Annotated in this window: 14 protein-coding genes; 6 read left to right on the top strand and 8 right to left on the bottom strand. The window is 52.7% G+C overall.

Going from position 1 to position 16,256, the window contains the following annotated elements; genetic code table 11:
• The first annotated feature begins 69 nt into the window (after positions 1-69).
• Together A918_RS0106505 and phnN are read left to right on the top strand one after the other, a co-directional pair.
• Positions 70-1,224, top strand: a complete 1,155-nt coding sequence (locus A918_RS0106505; RefSeq protein ID WP_022710278.1) for an alpha-D-ribose 1-methylphosphonate 5-triphosphate diphosphatase — start codon at positions 70-72, stop codon at positions 1,222-1,224.
• A gap of 35 nt (positions 1,225-1,259) precedes the next feature.
• Complete coding sequence (phnN, locus tag A918_RS0106500) at positions 1,260-1,811, top strand: phosphonate metabolism protein/1,5-bisphosphokinase (PRPP-forming) PhnN (protein ID WP_022710277.1); 552 nt, start codon at positions 1,260-1,262, stop codon at positions 1,809-1,811.
• A 66-nt stretch (positions 1,812-1,877) separates the two neighbouring features.
• Here the strand turns inward: phnN and ccoS are convergent, their stop codons facing one another.
• The 8 genes from ccoS to ccoN all read right to left on the bottom strand — a co-directional run bounded on the left by ccoS (position 1,878) and on the right by ccoN (position 10,167).
• Entirely contained in the window at positions 1,878-2,045 is a 168-nt protein-coding gene (gene ccoS, locus A918_RS21480) for a cbb3-type cytochrome oxidase assembly protein CcoS (protein ID WP_022710276.1), read from the bottom strand.
• Between the two features lie 4 nt (positions 2,046-2,049).
• Positions 2,050-4,296, bottom strand: coding sequence for a cation-translocating P-type ATPase (locus A918_RS0106490; RefSeq protein WP_028233468.1), 2,247 nt, complete (start codon positions 4,294-4,296; stop codon positions 2,050-2,052).
• A complete protein-coding gene (locus A918_RS19675) occupies positions 4,293-4,844 on the bottom strand; it encodes a FixH family protein (protein WP_022710275.1) in 552 nt (183 codons plus the stop codon). The genes A918_RS0106490 and A918_RS19675 overlap by 4 nt, the downstream gene beginning before the upstream one ends.
• A gap of 15 nt (positions 4,845-4,859) precedes the next feature.
• A complete protein-coding gene (gene ccoG / locus A918_RS0106480) occupies positions 4,860-6,416 on the bottom strand; it encodes a cytochrome c oxidase accessory protein CcoG (protein WP_022710274.1) in 1,557 nt (518 codons plus the stop codon).
• Positions 6,417-6,757: 341 nt separating this feature from the next.
• A complete protein-coding gene (gene ccoP / locus A918_RS0106475) occupies positions 6,758-7,621 on the bottom strand; it encodes a cytochrome-c oxidase, cbb3-type subunit III (RefSeq protein ID WP_022710273.1) in 864 nt (287 codons plus the stop codon).
• Positions 7,614-7,772, bottom strand: a complete 159-nt coding sequence (locus A918_RS0106470) for a CcoQ/FixQ family Cbb3-type cytochrome c oxidase assembly chaperone (protein WP_022710272.1) — start codon at positions 7,770-7,772, stop codon at positions 7,614-7,616. The genes ccoP and A918_RS0106470 overlap by 8 nt, the downstream gene beginning before the upstream one ends.
• 11 nt (positions 7,773-7,783) lie before the next feature.
• Positions 7,784-8,515, bottom strand: coding sequence for a cytochrome-c oxidase, cbb3-type subunit II (gene ccoO, locus A918_RS0106465; protein ID WP_022710271.1), 732 nt, complete (start codon positions 8,513-8,515; stop codon positions 7,784-7,786).
• A gap of 14 nt (positions 8,516-8,529) precedes the next feature.
• Positions 8,530-10,167, bottom strand: coding sequence for a cytochrome-c oxidase, cbb3-type subunit I (ccoN, locus tag A918_RS0106460; RefSeq protein WP_022710270.1), 1,638 nt, complete (start codon positions 10,165-10,167; stop codon positions 8,530-8,532).
• 946 nt (positions 10,168-11,113) lie between these two features.
• Between ccoN and A918_RS0106450 the strand changes: the two genes are divergently transcribed.
• From A918_RS0106450 to A918_RS0106435, 4 genes are all read left to right on the top strand, one after another.
• Positions 11,114-12,739 (top strand): amidohydrolase, encoded by a 1,626-nt coding sequence (locus tag A918_RS0106450; protein ID WP_022710268.1) that lies wholly within the window; start codon positions 11,114-11,116, stop codon positions 12,737-12,739.
• Positions 12,740-12,799: 60 nt separating this feature from the next.
• Positions 12,800-13,741: an ABC transporter permease gene (locus A918_RS0106445; RefSeq protein ID WP_022710267.1), complete on the top strand. Its 942-nt coding sequence runs from the start codon at positions 12,800-12,802 to the stop codon at positions 13,739-13,741.
• Complete coding sequence (locus A918_RS0106440; RefSeq protein WP_028233467.1) at positions 13,738-14,640, top strand: ABC transporter permease; 903 nt, start codon at positions 13,738-13,740, stop codon at positions 14,638-14,640. The genes A918_RS0106445 and A918_RS0106440 overlap by 4 nt, the downstream gene beginning before the upstream one ends.
• Before the next feature lie 58 nt (positions 14,641-14,698).
• The coding region (locus A918_RS0106435; RefSeq protein WP_022710265.1) for an ABC transporter substrate-binding protein at positions 14,699-16,256 on the top strand (1,558 nt) is incomplete at its 3' end.

Here is a 16,256-nt window from a genome sequence, read left to right as displayed (position 1 = left end):
GTAGGCCACAGCTGTCCTGCATGATCACAGCGATCATGCAGGACAGTTTTGGTTAGCAGGAAAATTTCGATGACACGCGACACGCGCCCTTCCGATATCGTTTTTAAAAATGCCCGCATCATCCTTGAGGATGAAGTTATCACCGGTACAATCCAGATCCGTGACGGAAAAATCGCTGATATCAGCGCTGGAAACGGCATTAGCGGTGAAGATTTCGGCGGCGATTATCTGATGTCGGGTGTTGTTGAGCTGCATACCGATCATCTTGAACACCATTATGCACCGCGCCCGAAAGTACGCTGGAATGCAGATGCGGCACTGATGGCGCATGATGCGCAGATTGCTGCTTCCGGCATCACCACAGTATTCGACGCGCTGCGCGTGGGCCTTGACGGCGACACGGATATTAACTCCGACGACATGGTGCTTCTTGCCGGTGCGATTGCCGATGGCCAGAACAATGGCCGCCTGCGTGCAGACCACTATCTGCATTTGCGCTGCGAAGTGTCTTCGCCGAATTGCCTCGATGCGTTTGAACTGTTTGAGCATAATCCTCAGGTGAAGATTGCCTCCCTCATGGATCACGCGCCGGGACAACGCCAGTTTGCCAGCCTTGAAGCCTATAAGACCTACTATATGGGCAAGCAGAAAATGACGCAGGCCGAGTTTGATGCGTTCTGTGATCGTCGTGTGGCGGAATCTGTGGCTCATGCAGACCGTTTCCGTAAAGAAATTGCTGCCCGTTGTCAGGCCAAGGGTATTTCGCTTGCCAGCCATGATGATGCGACACTTGCCCATGTGGATGAAGCGATTGAGCAGGGTATTCATGTGGCCGAATTCCCGACAACGCTGGAAGCAGCCAAAGCCTCGAAAGAAGCCGGTATGGCTGTGCTGATGGGCGCACCGAATATTGTGCGTGGCTCATCCCATTCCGGCAATGTCTCGGCACGTGATCTGGCTTCTGCCGGTCATCTCGATATTCTGTCATCCGATTATATTCCTTTCAGCCTTGTGCAGGCAGTTTATACACTGCCGCAACTGGTTGATGGCTATACGCTGCCGCAGGCGATCAATCTGGTTACCCGCAATCCGGCTAAAGCTGTCGGTTTTACAGATCGCGGAACACTTGCATCGGGCAAACGGGCTGATATGGTTCGCGTTCATATGCAGAATGCGATACCGGTGGTACGTTCAGTATGGCGGGAAGGGCAGCGCGTACTCTGAGTGCGGTTGCAATATTGAGTGACGGAATGAATGGAATGACCGGTATTTTTGTTGCCGTTGTGGGGCCGAGCGGCGCGGGCAAAGACACAATCATCGACTATGCACGCACACGCCTGCCGCAGGATGGCAGCTATCATTTTGTGCGCCGCGTCGTGACCCGTGATGCCCATGGCAATACGGAAGATCATGATACATTGTCGGAAGCGGCATTTCTGGAAGCGGTTGAGCGGTCAGAATTCTGCATGCACTGGCAGGCGCATGGCCTCTATTACGGGCTGCCTGCCTCGGTGGAGCAGGTGATTGAAAATGGCGGCGTGGTTATCGCTAATTTGTCACGCAAAGTTCTGCCGCAACTGGCCGCGCGTTTTCCGCGCGTGGCGATTGCCCATATTACCGCAACTCCGGAAGTGCTGGCGCAACGTCTTGCATCGCGCGGGCGCGAAACACCGGAATCCATAGCGCTGCGCTTGCAGCGTCAGGAACCGGTTGAAGCCGGTGATGTACCGGTCTGGGTGATTGATAATTCCGGTGATGTGGCCTCGGCGGGTGAGGCTTTTACCAGCCAGCTGAATACCTGCCGCAGCTGATTTAGCTTTAACTATGCGATAAAAATAATTCAGGGCAGTTTCGGGAAAACGAAACTGCCCTGATCTTTATGGTTTTTCCGGTGCCGGCCTGTCATCGTCATCTGGCAGGAAAATCCGGTTGGCAGCTCCGTCCATATCCTCATATTGCCCGCTTTTCAGTGACCATAAAAATGCTGCGAGCCACATGCCGCCCAAAAACAGGGCAATGGGTATGAGGAAAATCAATATATTCATAATCTCAGGCCTTTTGTCGCTTCAGCAGGCTTAAAGGAGAGGCTGTTTTCTGGCCTTGTTTTTTACCTGCCTTCAGGCGAAGGGCGTTGCTGACCACGAGGATCGAAGACAGCGACATGGAGAGCGCTGCAATCAAAGGCGTGACATAGCCGAACAGCGCAATGGGTACGGCAATAATATTATAGATCAGTGATAATGCAAAGTTCTGACGGATCAGTTTGCCTGCCTCACGGGAGATTGCCACAGCCAGCGGTACGGCTGTCAGACTGTCATGCAGGAAGACGAAATCCGCAGCATTACGGCCAATATCCGCCGCCGTTGCCGGTGCCATCGACACATAGGCAGACATCAGGGCAGGCGCATCATTCAGCCCGTCACCGACCATCAGCACTTTATGGCCTTCATTGGTACGCTCGGTCACCAATTCTGATTTATGGGCAGGCAGAATTTCCGCGCGGTATTTCTCAATACCAAGCTGACGGGCAAGGGCGCTGACCGTCTTTTCTTTGTCACCGGAGAGAATTTCCACGCTGAGTTTTTCGTCTTTCAGCGCCTGAACAGAGCGTGCAGCATCATCACGCGGGCTGTCTTCAAAACGGAAGGCTTCGAGCAAAGTACCATTGCGGCTCAGCACGGTTTCTGTGCCGGTGCTGGCATTGTCCTGTGAAACATCTTCAACTGCCCAGTCACGGCGACCAAGACGATAAATATCCTGCCCCATACGGGCTTCGATACCGGCACCGCTTACTTCTTCAATCAGATCAAAACGGATGTTTTTTGCCGGATTGGTGAAGGCTGTCAGCGCACGCGACAGCGGGTGACGCGAATAGAGTGCGAGTTCTGCAGCCAGTTCCAGCGCATTCTGATCGAGACTGCCGCGCTCCATGAGCTGTGGCTGGCCGAGTGTCAGCGTGCCGGTCTTGTCAAACATCACACTGTCAATTTCGGCCATACGTTCCATAGCGGAGCCGTCTTTGACCATGATGCCGTTTTCAAACAGGCGACGTGCGGCCACAACCTGCACAATCGGCACAGCCAAGGCCAGTGCACAAGGACAGGTAATAATCAGCGTGGTGATCGCGACATAGGTGGATTTGTACCAGTCGCCGCTCAGATAAAGCCAGACGACAAAAGCCAGAAATGCAGTGGTGTGGACAAGCGGCACATAAAGTGCGGAAGCACGGTCTGCCAGCTGGCGGTAACGGGCGCGGCCACCTTCTGCGGCATCCATCAGGCGCACCATTTCCGCGAGGAAAGAACTATCAGCAGAGGCGGTGGCTTTAATGGTCAGCGGCGCGGTCAGGTTCATGGTACCTGCACGGATTTTCGATCCTTGTGTCACCGGAACCGGCACACTTTCACCGGTCGCAATTGAACAATCGAGATCAGAACGGCCGCTTTCAACAATCGCATCGACAGGCACGCGCTCACCAACGGCCAGAATGATGCGCATAGACGGGCGGATATCCGCAATCGGCATGAAGCTGTGCTGGTTATCATCACCGATCACCACGGCGCCGCGTGCCGCCAGCTGGCTTAAACCTTTCACTGCAGAGCGGGCGCGTTCGCGCATCACATGATCCAGCGTGCGGCCGATCAGCAGGAAAAACAGCAATGTCGCCGAGGCGTCGAAATAAGCATGCTGGCCGGAATTGAGCGTTTCATAAACGCTCATCGCAAAGGCAAGGGTGATCGCCAGCGAAATCGGCACATCCATATTGCTGCGGCCGTGTTTCAGCGCATTCCATGCAGACATATAGAAAATACGACCGGAATAAACCAAAGTCGGCAGTGCAATCAGGCCGGAAAGCCAATGGAACATATCACGCGTTGCGGCATCCGCACCGGACCAGACCGACACAGAAAACAACATAATATTCATCGAGGCAAAACCGGCAACCGCCAGCGCAATCAGCAGGCGGGAAAGCTGCGGATCTTTATCATCACCCAGCTCGAAAATATGAGCGGGATATCCGGCTTTTTGCAAAGCATCAATCACATGCGGCGGTTCAATCCCGTCTTTCCAGCGGACAGATACCCGTTTGGACGAAAGATTGACACGCGCATAACTGACTTCAGGCAAAGCATTCAGCGCAGTCTCAACAGTCTGAATGCACAATCCGCAATGAACAGAAGGGACAGACAGGTCAAGTTGGCGCTGACCATCGCCGAGTGTGCGGCTCGCCAGCAGTAATTCTTCCGGACGATAATCCGCAGCGGAAAACTGAATGCCGGAACCACAGCAACTCATTGCGCTGATCCTTGTGCCGGCTGGTTGTCTGCGGTGATGGTGAATTTACCACCGGCAATATTCACACGGTTGACCTGACGGTAAGGCAGATCAAGTCCGGCATAGGTATTGATTTCAACCACCCAGTTTCCGTCTTTCAGATCGGCTTCTGCGGTGAGAACATTATTGCCAGCCGGCATCAGGTTCAGGATCTGGTCTTCTTTTTCATTCACCGGCCTGCGGAAAACAGCCGTTGCCCCAAGCGCTTTAACAGGCGCACCATTGGCATCGGTCAGGCTATAGCTGACAATCCCGTCTTTAAAATCCAGATTTTGTTTCCAGTTGAGCGCGGCATGTTCTTTGCCGAGCTGGGACTTCTCATTAAACTCCTGACTGGCAACATAGGAGTTCTGAACAACAAGGCCGGACCAGCTGCGGATTGCCGATGTGGCCATGATAACATTCACGATAATAATCACCCCGAAGAAAGCGATCATAATCGCAAGCATGTGCCAGCCGGTAAATTCGCGTCCCTGAGGGGCAGGGGAAGACGTATTTTGCTTTATCATCACGTTTCTCCGTTATCAGCGCTTTTCAGGGGCAATGAAAGTGGCTTTATAGGTTGCTGACTCGGTTCCGTTAACATCACGGACTGTCATGGTGAATGGTGTGCTGCCCGGAGGGACTGCGGTCTTAGGCAGGACAACGAACACTTTCAGGGTTTTCAGACGATCCGGTTCGGCGTTGAAAATATGGCGGCCTGAACCGTCTGTTGCCTGATCGGCCACATGCACTTCTGCTTGTGACAGGCCGTCAATAATCAGCTCAAACTGGCGTGGTTCATTGACCATATTCAGCAGCTTGACCGTATAGCCGTTGCGGATAGAGCCATCGGACAGCAACACATATTGCGGGTTACGATCCTGCAGCACATTGATGCCGATCCGTTCGCGCATCAGCAAAGTTGTAATCAGCGCCACACCGATCAGTGCCCAGATCGAGAAATAGAACAGGCTGCGCGGGCGGAAAATTTTGGACATTTTCAGCTGCTGCACCTTGTCATTAAAGGTGTTTTTAGCTTCATAAATCCGTGTCGGTTCAATCGGTGTTGTGCCGTTATTGGTCGCCAGCGCCATATTGGCATCATAGTCGGACAGCGTGGAATAGGAGATCAGGCCGCGTGGCTTGCCGATTTTGTCCATAACCGAGTTACAGGCATCAATACACAACGCACAGGTAATGCATTCCAGCTGCTGACCGTCGCGGATATCAATCCCCATCGGGCAGACGGCCACACAGGCATTACAATCTACGCAATCGCCGACACTCTCACCGGCAGCAATGGCTTTTTTGGAATTACGGGTGCGTGGCTCACCGCGCCAGTCATTATAGGTCACTGTGAGTGAGTTTTCATCGAGCATGGCTGCCTGAATGCGCGGCCAAGGACACATATAAGTACAGACCTGCTCACGCATCAGCCCGCCGAAAACATAGGTGGTGGCGGTCAGAATAGCGACAGTGATATAGGCGACCATAGCGGCCTGACCGGTCACAAATTCCATCAGCAGTGTTGGTGCATCTGCGAAATAGAAAATCCATGCACCACCGGTCATAACGGCGATAGCCAGCCAGATTGTATGTTTGGTGACGCGTTTTACAAGCTTATTGGCCGTCATCGGGGATTTGTCGAGTTTGATACGGGCATTGCGGTCGCCTTCAACGGCGCGCTCAACGACCAGAAACAGATCAACCCATACAGTCTGCGGGCAGGTATAGCCGCACCAAGCGCGTCCCGCGACACTGGTGACAAGGAACAGGCCGATACCGGCCATAATCAGCATACCGGCAACGTAGTAGAATTCCTGCGGCCAGATTTCGATGAAGAAGAAGTAGAAACGGCGATGTGCAATATCAATCAGCACCGCCTGATCGGGGGCGTAAGGTCCGCGATCCCAGCGCAGCCAAGGCGTGAGATAGTAAATGCCGAGTGTGATGAACATGATAATCCACTTGAAACGGCGGAAATCACCACTCGCTCGTTTCGGGAAAACCTTGACACGCGCGGCATATAGAGAGCCGCGTTTCTCAGACGAATTCACCGCCTGCGCATCGATACGTTCAAATTCACCAACATCTGACATGGTACACTCCGGGGGCTAGAGCTGTTTGCGTTCAGATTGAAGTATGGCGCTTGCTCTAGATTCTTTATTTCATCGCATTAACACTGCGCTCATTGAGGGCATTTGAGCGCGGAATGCTTAAGGGCAGTCTGAGAACTGAAATGGTCTTATAAAACTGCACTCAAATCACTCAGAGCGGGTTCCGGTTATCGGTACAGAAATCCGCGCTGAGTTTCTAAGGTTTCATCAGAGCCCCGTTTTTCAGATTATATCTGCGGGGCTTGCTGATTTTTTGAGCACCGGCCGGAATATTTTACACCAATATTTTACACCGGCCGGCCATGACTTGAAACAGGGCGTTTTTACTCACCGCCACCCAGAGAGTGGACATAGATTGCCAGCTGCTTCACAGTTGTGTCGCCCAGACGGCCTTCCCATGCAGGCATTACACCATGCTTGGGATTTCTCACCTGTTTGGCAATTTCTGCTTCACCTGAACCGTAGAACCAGATCGCATCGGTCAGATTTGGCGCGCCGAATTCCTTATTGCCCTTGGCATTTTCGCCATGACAGGCAGCGCAGTTTTCAGCAAAAACCTGTTTGCCTGCCGGTATCAGACTTGCATCATGCGGTGTCGATGTCAGGCTGGTGACATAGGCCGCCACATCACGGATCTGCTGTGGCTCAAGAATGTCGCCATAGGCAGGCATTTCGGAGATGCGTGTTTCTTCGTCATCCTTGGAGCGCACGCCGTGGCGTACAGTCTGCAGGATTTCATCAATAGAACCGCCCCACAGCCAGTCATCATCATTCAGGTTCGGATAGCCTGGCGCGCCCTGCGCACCGGAACCATGACACTGAACACAGTTCACACGGAATGCCGCTGCACCGCCTGCAATTGCAAACTGGTTGAGCTGCGGATCAGCTATAATTTCCTGAACGGATTTTTCTTTAATAGCTGCCAGAATATCCTGACGTTCACCCTGAATTTTGGTGTTTTCTTTCCAGAAATCACCACGGCTCGACCATTCCAGCAGACCGGAAGTAGCGCCGTTGATGAGTGGCCATGCCGGATAGGCAACAGTATAGGCAATCGCCCAGACAATGGTTGCATAATAGGCATAGAGCCACCAGCGTGGCATCGGATTATCAAGTTCCTTGATGCCGTCCCATTCGTGGCCGGTTGTTTCAACGCCTGTTACATCGTCAATTTGCTTATCAGTCATTGTTTTCGTCCTTGAACGGAATGGCTTTCGCAGCATCGGCAGCCTGTTTGCTGCCTGGACGGAAGGCGAAGAAGACAACAAAGAGGAAGAAGAGGAACATGCCTAACAGCCCCCAGCTGTCGGCAAAGTGGCGCATGGTTGTATAATCCATGATGAACCTCCTTAACGCGACTTCGGTGACTGGTCGTAAGTTGAGAAATCAACCAGAGTACCCAGCATCTGCAGATAGGCAACAAGCGCATCCATCTCGCTGACAACCTTCGGATTACCATCGAAATCGCCGGTCTTGGCTTTAGGGTAGCGGGCAAGCAGAGCCTCTGTATCGGCTTCCGGATCAGCCTGCGCTTTCATATCCGCCAATGCATTGTCGACCATTTCCTGATTATAAGGCACGCCGACAGCAATATTGGCTTTCAGATTGCCGGTAATGCCGGACATATTCAGCGGCGTGTTCATCAGGAATGCATAGCTCGGCATAACCGATTCAGGCACCACATCGCGCGGCTCAATCAGATGCTGAACATGCCATTCATTCGAGTAGCGGCCGCCGACACGGGCAAGATCAGGCCCCGTACGCTTCGAGCCCCACTGGAACGAATGGTCATACATGCTTTCAGCTGCAAGGCTGTAATGGCCGTAGCGCTCCACTTCATCACGGAACGGACGGATCATCTGCGAATGGCAGGTATAGCAGCCTTCGCGGATATAGATGTCACGGCCAGCCAGCTCCAGAGGAGAGTAGGGGCGCATGCCCTCTACTTTCTCAATGGTGTTTTGCAGGTAAAACAGCGGGGCAATTTCCACTATACCGCCGACAGTGACCACAACCAGCGAACCGATCAGCAGTAAAGTAGCGTTTTTTTCAATCAGCGAGTGTTTTTTGAGAATAGACATAACTCACCTGCTCCTTATTCTGCCGGTTTCAAATACGGGCCGGTATTGGTGTCTGAGATTGGTGTCGAGCCCGGAATTGCGGCCTCCTCTCTCAGATCGCCCTTGATGGTCTTGTAGACGTTCCAGGCCATCACAAGTCCGCCCGCCAGATACATCGTGCCGCCAAGTGTACGGATGACATAGTAAGGGAACATTGCGAGTACTGTTTCGGCGAAGGAGTAAACCAGGAAGCCCTGATCGTCATATTCGCGCCACATCAGACCCTGCTGGATACCGGCAACCCACATGGAAGCGGCATAGAGCACGATACCAAGTGTAGCCAGCCAGAAGTGCCAGTTGACCATGCGCACAGAATAGAGACGTTCACGGTTCCACAGACGCGGTACAAGGAAGTACACGGCCGCAAAAGTGATCATACCATTCCAGCCGAGCGCACCCGCATGAACGTGACCGATGGTCCAGTCTGTATAGTGCGACAGCGAGTTAACGGCCTTAACCGACATCAGCGGGCCTTCGAAAGTTGCCATACCGTAGAAGGCAATAGCAGCAACCATCAGACGGACAACCGGATCAGTACGGATTTTATCCCATGCACCGGAAAGCGTCATCAGACCGTTGATCATACCACCCCATGACGGCATCCACAGAACGATGGAGAAGACCATGCCAAGTGTCTGTGCCCAGTCAGGCAGCGCTGTATAATGCAGGTGGTGAGGACCGGCCCAGATATAGAGGAAGATGATCGACCAGAAGTGCACAATCGACAGACGGTAGGAATAGACCGGACGATTGACCTGTTTCGGCACGAAATAATACATCATCGCGAGGAACGGCACGGTCAGGAAGAAGGCCACGGCATTATGGCCGTACCACCACTGGGTCACCGCATCCTGTACGCCGGAGAAAGCCGAATAGCTTTTCACGCCGAGGAAAGAGACCGGAATTGCCAGATTGTTGATCACATGCAGCATGGCAATGGTGATGATGAAGGAGAGGTAAAACCAGTTGGCCACATAAATGTGCGGTTCTTTACGCTTCATCAGCGTGCCCATGAAGATCACGAGATAGACAACCCAGACAATGGTCAGCCAGAGATCGACATACCATTCCGGTTCAGCATATTCACGCGACTGGGTGATGCCGAGCAGATAGCCGGTGCCTGCCATGACGATGAACAGGTTGTAGCCCCAGAAAACGAACCATGCCAGATCGCCGCCGAAAAGACGCGCACGGCAGGTACGCTGCACCACATAGAAAGAAGTGGCGATCAGGGCGTTACCGCAGAAGGCAAAAATAACAGCTGATGTGTGAAGAGGGCGGACACGGCCAAAATTTAGCCATGGTCCCAGATTCAAATCAGGGAATGCGAGCTGCGCAGCAATGAAAACACCAACGAGGAAGCCGATAACACCCCAGAATACTGTGGCAATGACACCGTAACGGATCGGACCGTCCATATAAACGGACTGATCTTCCTTCACAGGCTTCAGACTGTAATCTGCATTACGCAGCAGTAAGACTGTAAAAATCACAAGAGTGAAAAACAGAACCCACATATGGCTTCTGAATAATGGATCATGCGTAAACCCCGCGGCCAGCAGTGCTAAAAAAGCACCGAGCCCGGAGATTACAATTCCCGCAGCGTAATTCATGAAAAATCCCCTCGCGCGCGCAACTTATCCTGCCCGCAAATTACAGAAATGCCTGCAATTCGAGCAATATAGCGGGTATTATATGCGACGGAAAAATTTAGTCATTGATTTAAATCAAGTACGGCCGGTGACAGGGCATGTATAAATGAAGCGTTTTTTGCGTGATTTTCCGCTAATTCGCAGCATATTGACGGAGATAATGGCTTCGGGTTTTGTTGTTTGCGAAATAATTTAATTATGACAATGTGATATGTAGAATTTTCTATAAATATCATATAGTTGTCTGATAAATTCTCATACCTTTATTGCTGTATTTACAGAAATTTCTGAAATAAATGTAGGAAATTATTTAGATTTTTCAGTTCTGAACCGGATCGGGGAATAGTCGTTTAAGCTTTGAAAATTCAGCCGGAACAGGGGCGTTGTGTCTTGCTGCGCAGGGTGGGGCTGATTGTCGCTGAGGCGGTGCCGGTGGCCGTTCAGGCGCCGGTTTTAATGGTACTGTAAAGTACAGCAGGGGCTCGGATCGCTCCAGTCTGGAATGATTCTCATCTCTACAGAGCTGTTTGTGCAGGTAAAATCACAGAAAACAGTACCAATTTGGCATTGATAGTTACGTTGCCGATGTTTTTCATTATGCAAAATTGCTATCAATTTATGCAATTTTCGTCTGGTAAATTGTCAACATTTGCAGCGCGGGCTCTTGCTTTGGTACCAGTTTTTTGCAAGCATGTTCTTAACAAACAAAAATAACTGCTGACGGACTGACCGGTCAAAAGCCCGGGAGTAACCGAACAGTACAGGGGAATAAAAAAGCCACCGGATCTCGTATGAGTGAGGCTTTTCCTCAGCTCAATCATTAACCTTCCCGATCTTCATATCGGTAGGGCTCGCTGAATTATGTCTTGTCTTCCTTGAAGGCAGGGTGCTGGGAGATAGACAGAGTATGGAATATGCAGATCTCGTCCTTGCGGGCGGGCGGATTTTTTGCGGCCTTAATGAAGGTTTTGTTGAGGCGCTTGCAATTGCTGACGGTAAGGTTCTGGCAACCGGTACTACAGCTGAGATTGAAGCACTGACCGGTGAAAAGACACGACGTGTCGATCTGGGCGGACGTGTTGCGGTGCCGGGGCTCAATGATGCCCATATGCATCTTCTTATGCTTGGCATAGGTATGAACGAGATCAATCTGCGTCCTGAATCGGGTGCGCGCAGTCTCGAAGAGATTTTCAAACGTATTGCGCAGGAAGTGGCTGTGAAACCGGCGGGTGAATGGATCCGTGGCGGCGGCTATGATCATTTTGAACTGAGTGAACAGCGCCATCCGACCATTGAGGAACTGGATGCGATTGCGCCCGATCACCCGGTTTATATCACCCGTACCTGCGGTCATGTCGGGATTGCCAACAGCGCAGCCATGCGTCTGGCAAATATTACCCACGATACACCAAGCCCGTCCGGTGGCCTGATTGAAAAGCGCAACGGCAAATTATCCGGCCTGCTCGCGGAATCCGGTATGCGCGTGGTCACGGATAAAATCCCGCCACTGAGCCGTGATGAGTTGAAAGCCGCGATTACCCGCGCAGCCGGTTTCATGCTCTCTCAGGGTTTCACCAGCGTGATGGATGCCGCTGTCGGCATGGGCTATGGTATGGAAGAACTCCATGCCTATGAAGAACTGGCTTCCGCCGGTGAGTTGCCAATCCGCACATGGGTCTGCATTTATGGCAATCATGACGGTATCGGCGATCAGGCGCATGCACAGGGTTTCCGTGCCAAACGCCAGACAGGCAAGTTGCGCTACGGTGCAATGAAAGTTTTCTCGGATGGCAGTGCCGGTGGTCTGACAGCCGCTATGAGCGAGCCATATGTGGCAGGCGATCCGAATAATTTTGGTATTTTCTGCTATTCCGATGCGGAAATGCACAAGTCCCTCAAGCATTATCATGAACTTGGCTATCAGCTGGCCATTCATGCGATTGGTGATGCGGCGATTGAACAGGTACTGTCCGGTATTGAGAATGCCGATAGCGCAGAACATCCGATTAAATCCCGTCGTCACCGTATTGAACATTGCGGCTTCCTGAGCGACGGGCAGATTGAGCGTATGGCAAAGGCCGGTATTGATCCGGTACCGCAGCCGATGTTCATCTATGAATTTGGTGATCTTTATGTCGCTAATCTGGGTGAAAAGCGTGCCCATGCATCCTATCCGATGCGCAAATGGGTGGATGCCGGTCTGCATCCGGCAGCGTCTTCCGATGCGCCGGTTACTTCCACCAATCCGTTCCAGAATATCTACACGCTCGTCACCCGGAAGACCAAGGTCGGTTCGGTGATCGGCGGTGACCAGTGCCTGACACGGGAAGAGGCGATCCACGCTTACACGCATTTCGGTGCCTATACGCAATTTGCTGAGAATGAAACCGGACGTCTGGTGGCAGGCATGGCGGCGGATGTCGCCGTGTTGTCGAAGGATATTTTTACCTGTGACGTGGAAGAAATCCGCAGTGATGTGGTCTGCGATATGACCGTGCTGGATGGCAAAGTCGTTTTCGAGCGGCAGGTGTAACTGTTCAGGTTCGGGGCGCGTTAGCGCGCCTTGAACCGGCAGCCAGAGAAAGGCAATTTCATGCTTCGGCACACGTTACAACGTCTGCTTCTCGCTTTACCGGTCATGTTCGGTGTGCTGCTGCTCGGCTTTTTGCTGATGCAGGTGGTGCCGACCGATCCGGCACAGGTGCGTGCAGGACCCACTGCGACACAGGAACTGGTTGAAGCCATCCGCCGTGATCTCGGTCTCGATCAGCCTTTGTGGAAACAGTTCTTCTATTATATCGGCCGCCTGATGCAGGGCGATCTCGGCGTTTCGATTATCAATAATGTGCCGGTCTCGCAGGAACTCGGTGCCACAATCGGCCCGACACTGGAGCTGATGGTTGCATCCCTCATCTGGGCTATTCCGCTCGGCATTCTGCTCGGAACTGTGGGCGCTTATTATCGTGGCTCGCTGTTGGATCGCTCCATAATGGCTGTGTCTGTTGCCGGTGTTTCGATCCCTGTGTTCTTTCTAGGTCTGGTACTGGTCTGGTTGTTCGGCTTTAAATATCCGATCCTGCCATTTACCGGTCGTCTCGGGCCGTTATGGACATGGGAAGGTTTCACCAGCATCATTCTGCCTGCGATCACGCTGGGCGGTGTGTTTGTCGGCCCTGTTGCCCGTATGACCCGTACATCCGTGCTGGATGTGCTGGGTGCAGATCATATCCGTACTGCACGCGCTAAAGGTCTGAAAGAGTGTAAGGTCGTTACCCGTCATGCGCTGCGCAATGCGCTGGTGCCGGTGGTGACACTGATCGGTTTGCAGATCGGCTTCCTGCTCGGCGGTGCTGTGGTGGTTGAGACCGTGTTCTCATGGCCGGGCATTGGCCGTCTGGCAGTCGGTGCGATTTTGTCCAGCGATCTGCCAATGGCGCAGGGCACGATTATCGTAATGTCTCTCGGTTTTATTCTCGTCAATCTGGGCGTTGATATTCTCTACGCTGTGCTCGATCCGCGTGTGAGAGGTGCATGATGACCAGTCTTGCAAAAACAAATGTTGCGGATGCAGCGCAACCGGCAGAGCAGGAAATTGCTTTCAAGCGTGTCAGCGTATTGCGTATGCTGCTCTCCGATACCGGCTCGGTCATTGCTCTGACCCTTGTGGCACTGACCTTGTTTTGCGGTCTGTTCGCCCCGTGGCTGGCACCGGAAGACCCTTATGGCGGCAATCTCGGTATGATGCTGAAGCCGATCGGTGAGGCAGGATATCTGCTCGGCACTGACGGGCAGGGGCGCGGCATGGTCACACGTTTGCTCTACGGCATTCGCACCACGCTGTTCATGGGCTTTGTCTCGGTGTTCTTCGGTTGTGTGGTCGGCGGGATTATCGGTTTCGTGGCGGCTTATTACACCCGCTGGAGCGGCGTGCTGATGCGTTTCATGGATGTGTTGCTGTCCTTTCCGGCCATTTTGTTTGGCTTGGCAATTGCCGCAATCTTTGGCCCGGGTCTCACAGCCGTTATCATTGCGCTGTCAATTGCGACCGTGCCTTTGATGGCGCGTGTGGTGCGCGGTGGTGCGATTGTGGTGTTGCAGCAGGATTATATTGAAAGCGCGCATTCGCTCGGCATGTCCGACAGCCGCATCATTTTCAAATATGTGCTGCCGAACTGTCTGTCATCGATCTTCGTGTTTGTAACGCTTCGTTTCGGACAGGTGATCCTGCTCGGTGCGGCGCTATCCTTTATCGGCCTTGGCGCACAGCCGCCGACAGCGGAACTCGGTGCTATGGCATCGGAAGGGCGTAACTTCCTGTTCTTCGCACCGCATGTCTCGGTTCTGCCAAGTCTGGTGATCTTCATTATCGTTCTGGCGTTTAACGTGCTGGGGGATTCCCTGCGTGACGCGCTCGATCCGAAATTACGTAAATAATCATTTTTGGCGGCGGATCACTGCACAGAACAGTGGGCGCCTCATCAGGAGGACTAAAATGAGAAAATATCTGACTGCCACTCTCGTCGCCGGTGTTGCTGCCAGTGCCGTTTTGTCCGGTGCAGCCTATGCCCAGACTAAGGCGCCATTGTCGATCCTGCGCGTGATCGATGCGGATAATTACGATCCGATCCGCTCCACCGCAACCGCTATGGTTGAAGTGATGGCGATGCTGGGCGACACGCTGGTCTCGCTCGATTTTGACATGAAAACCGTCAAGCCGGGTCTTGCGGAAGCATGGTCGGTTTCTGAAGATGGTAAGACTTACACCTTCAACCTGCGTAAGGATGTGAAATTCTGCGACGGCCGTCCGATGACCGCTGCCGATGTGGTCTATACGATTGAGCGCTGGCAAAACCCGGAAAAACGCTCCCCGACTGCCTTCCGTGGCGGTAAGGTCAAGAGTGTAACCGCTAAAGACGATTACACCGTGATCTATGAGCTGGAAGAGCCGTATTCCGATCTTCTGCCGCAGCTGACCATGCCGTTCTCGACCATTGTGGACAAAGCAACCGTAGAGAAGCTCGGTGAGAATTTCGGTGTGCAGGGTTTCAACGGTACCGGCCCTTATTGCTGGGTCAGCTGGCAGCCGCGTCAGGAACTGAAGCTCAAGAAAAACCCGAATTACACATGGGGACCGTCATTCTATAAAAATCCGAGCCCGCAGGTTGATGAAATCGTCTGGCGCGTGATCCCTGAAGCCAATACGCTGATGGCCGCTATTCAGGCGCGTCAGGCAGACATGACCTATTACATGCCACCGATTGCGCTGACCACGATGGAAAGCATGCCGGGCATTAATGTTTCCAAACAGGAAAACTACATCTACGACATGTTCATGGGCTTCAAGATCGACAAGCCTGTGGTGTCTGATCCGATAATCCGTAAAGCCGTGAATATGGCGACCAATAAAGCGGCAATCACTCAGGCGGTGTATTTCGGTCATGGTAAGGAAATGAAGTCGCTCGTTAATCCGGCGATTATTGATTTCGATCCTGAATCCGCAAAACTGATGCCTGCTTTCGATCAGGATGCAGCCAATAAAATGCTGGATGAAGCCGGCTGGAAAATGGGCGGCGACGGTATCCGTGAAAAAGACGGCCAGAAAGCCACGTTCCTTGTTTATGGTTTGCGCAATGCAACCAACCCGACTGTGAGTGAGGCCATGCAGGCTGATCTGCGCAAGATCGGTATCGACATGAAAATCCAGCTTTGGGATGCGACTGTCGGCTGGGGCAAGATGGCAACGCAGGAATTTGATGCGTTCTATATGAACTATCCGGCACTGACTGCGCTTGAAGCGATTGGTCTCTACTTCCCGAGCCGTCAGGCACCGACACCAAACCGCATGAACTGGAAAGATCCGGCAACGGATGAGCTGATCCGTAAGGCGGCAACCACTACCAGCAAGGAAGAGCGTCACGAAGCGCTGGCAACTCTGCAGCGTAACCTGACCGAGGCCAATGTCTGGGTCACATTGTCGTCCGAGCCAATGTGGCTGATTTCCGGTGATCGTGTGGAAGGTGCCAAGGCACACGGTATCTATGGTGCCGGTA

Source organism: Pseudochrobactrum sp. AO18b (assembly GCF_000409565.1).
GTDB classification, from domain to species: Bacteria; Pseudomonadota; Alphaproteobacteria; order Rhizobiales; family Rhizobiaceae; genus Pseudochrobactrum; species Pseudochrobactrum saccharolyticum.
Note: the sequence above shows the minus strand (reverse complement) of the source record. Positions and strands in the feature narration are given on the sequence as shown.

What these genes read in the sequence shown, in the direction of transcription:
- A918_RS0106450 (WP_022710268.1), top strand. Translation starts at nt 11,114, where the DNA reads ATGGAATATGCAGATCTCGTCCTTGCGGGCGGGCGGATTTTTTGCGGC.
- ccoO (WP_022710271.1), bottom strand. Translation starts at nt 8,515, where the DNA reads ATGTCTATTCTCAAAAAACACTCGCTGATTGAAAAAAACGCTACTTTA.
- A918_RS0106470 (WP_022710272.1), bottom strand. Translation starts at nt 7,772, where the DNA reads ATGGATTATACAACCATGCGCCACTTTGCCGACAGCTGGGGGCTGTTA.
- A918_RS19675 (WP_022710275.1), bottom strand. Translation starts at nt 4,844, where the DNA reads ATGATAAAGCAAAATACGTCTTCCCCTGCCCCTCAGGGACGCGAATTT.
- ccoG (WP_022710274.1), bottom strand. Translation starts at nt 6,416, where the DNA reads ATGTCAGATGTTGGTGAATTTGAACGTATCGATGCGCAGGCGGTGAAT.
- ccoS (WP_022710276.1), bottom strand. Translation starts at nt 2,045, where the DNA reads ATGAATATATTGATTTTCCTCATACCCATTGCCCTGTTTTTGGGCGGC.
- ccoN (WP_022710270.1), bottom strand. Translation starts at nt 10,167, where the DNA reads ATGAATTACGCTGCGGGAATTGTAATCTCCGGGCTCGGTGCTTTTTTA.
- A918_RS0106505 (WP_022710278.1), top strand. Translation starts at nt 70, where the DNA reads ATGACACGCGACACGCGCCCTTCCGATATCGTTTTTAAAAATGCCCGC.
- phnN (WP_022710277.1), top strand. Translation starts at nt 1,260, where the DNA reads ATGACCGGTATTTTTGTTGCCGTTGTGGGGCCGAGCGGCGCGGGCAAA.
- A918_RS0106490 (WP_028233468.1), bottom strand. Translation starts at nt 4,296, where the DNA reads ATGAGTTGCTGTGGTTCCGGCATTCAGTTTTCCGCTGCGGATTATCGT.
- A918_RS0106445 (WP_022710267.1), top strand. Translation starts at nt 12,800, where the DNA reads ATGCTTCGGCACACGTTACAACGTCTGCTTCTCGCTTTACCGGTCATG.
- A918_RS0106440 (WP_028233467.1), top strand. Translation starts at nt 13,738, where the DNA reads ATGATGACCAGTCTTGCAAAAACAAATGTTGCGGATGCAGCGCAACCG.
- ccoP (WP_022710273.1), bottom strand. Translation starts at nt 7,621, where the DNA reads ATGACTGATAAGCAAATTGACGATGTAACAGGCGTTGAAACAACCGGC.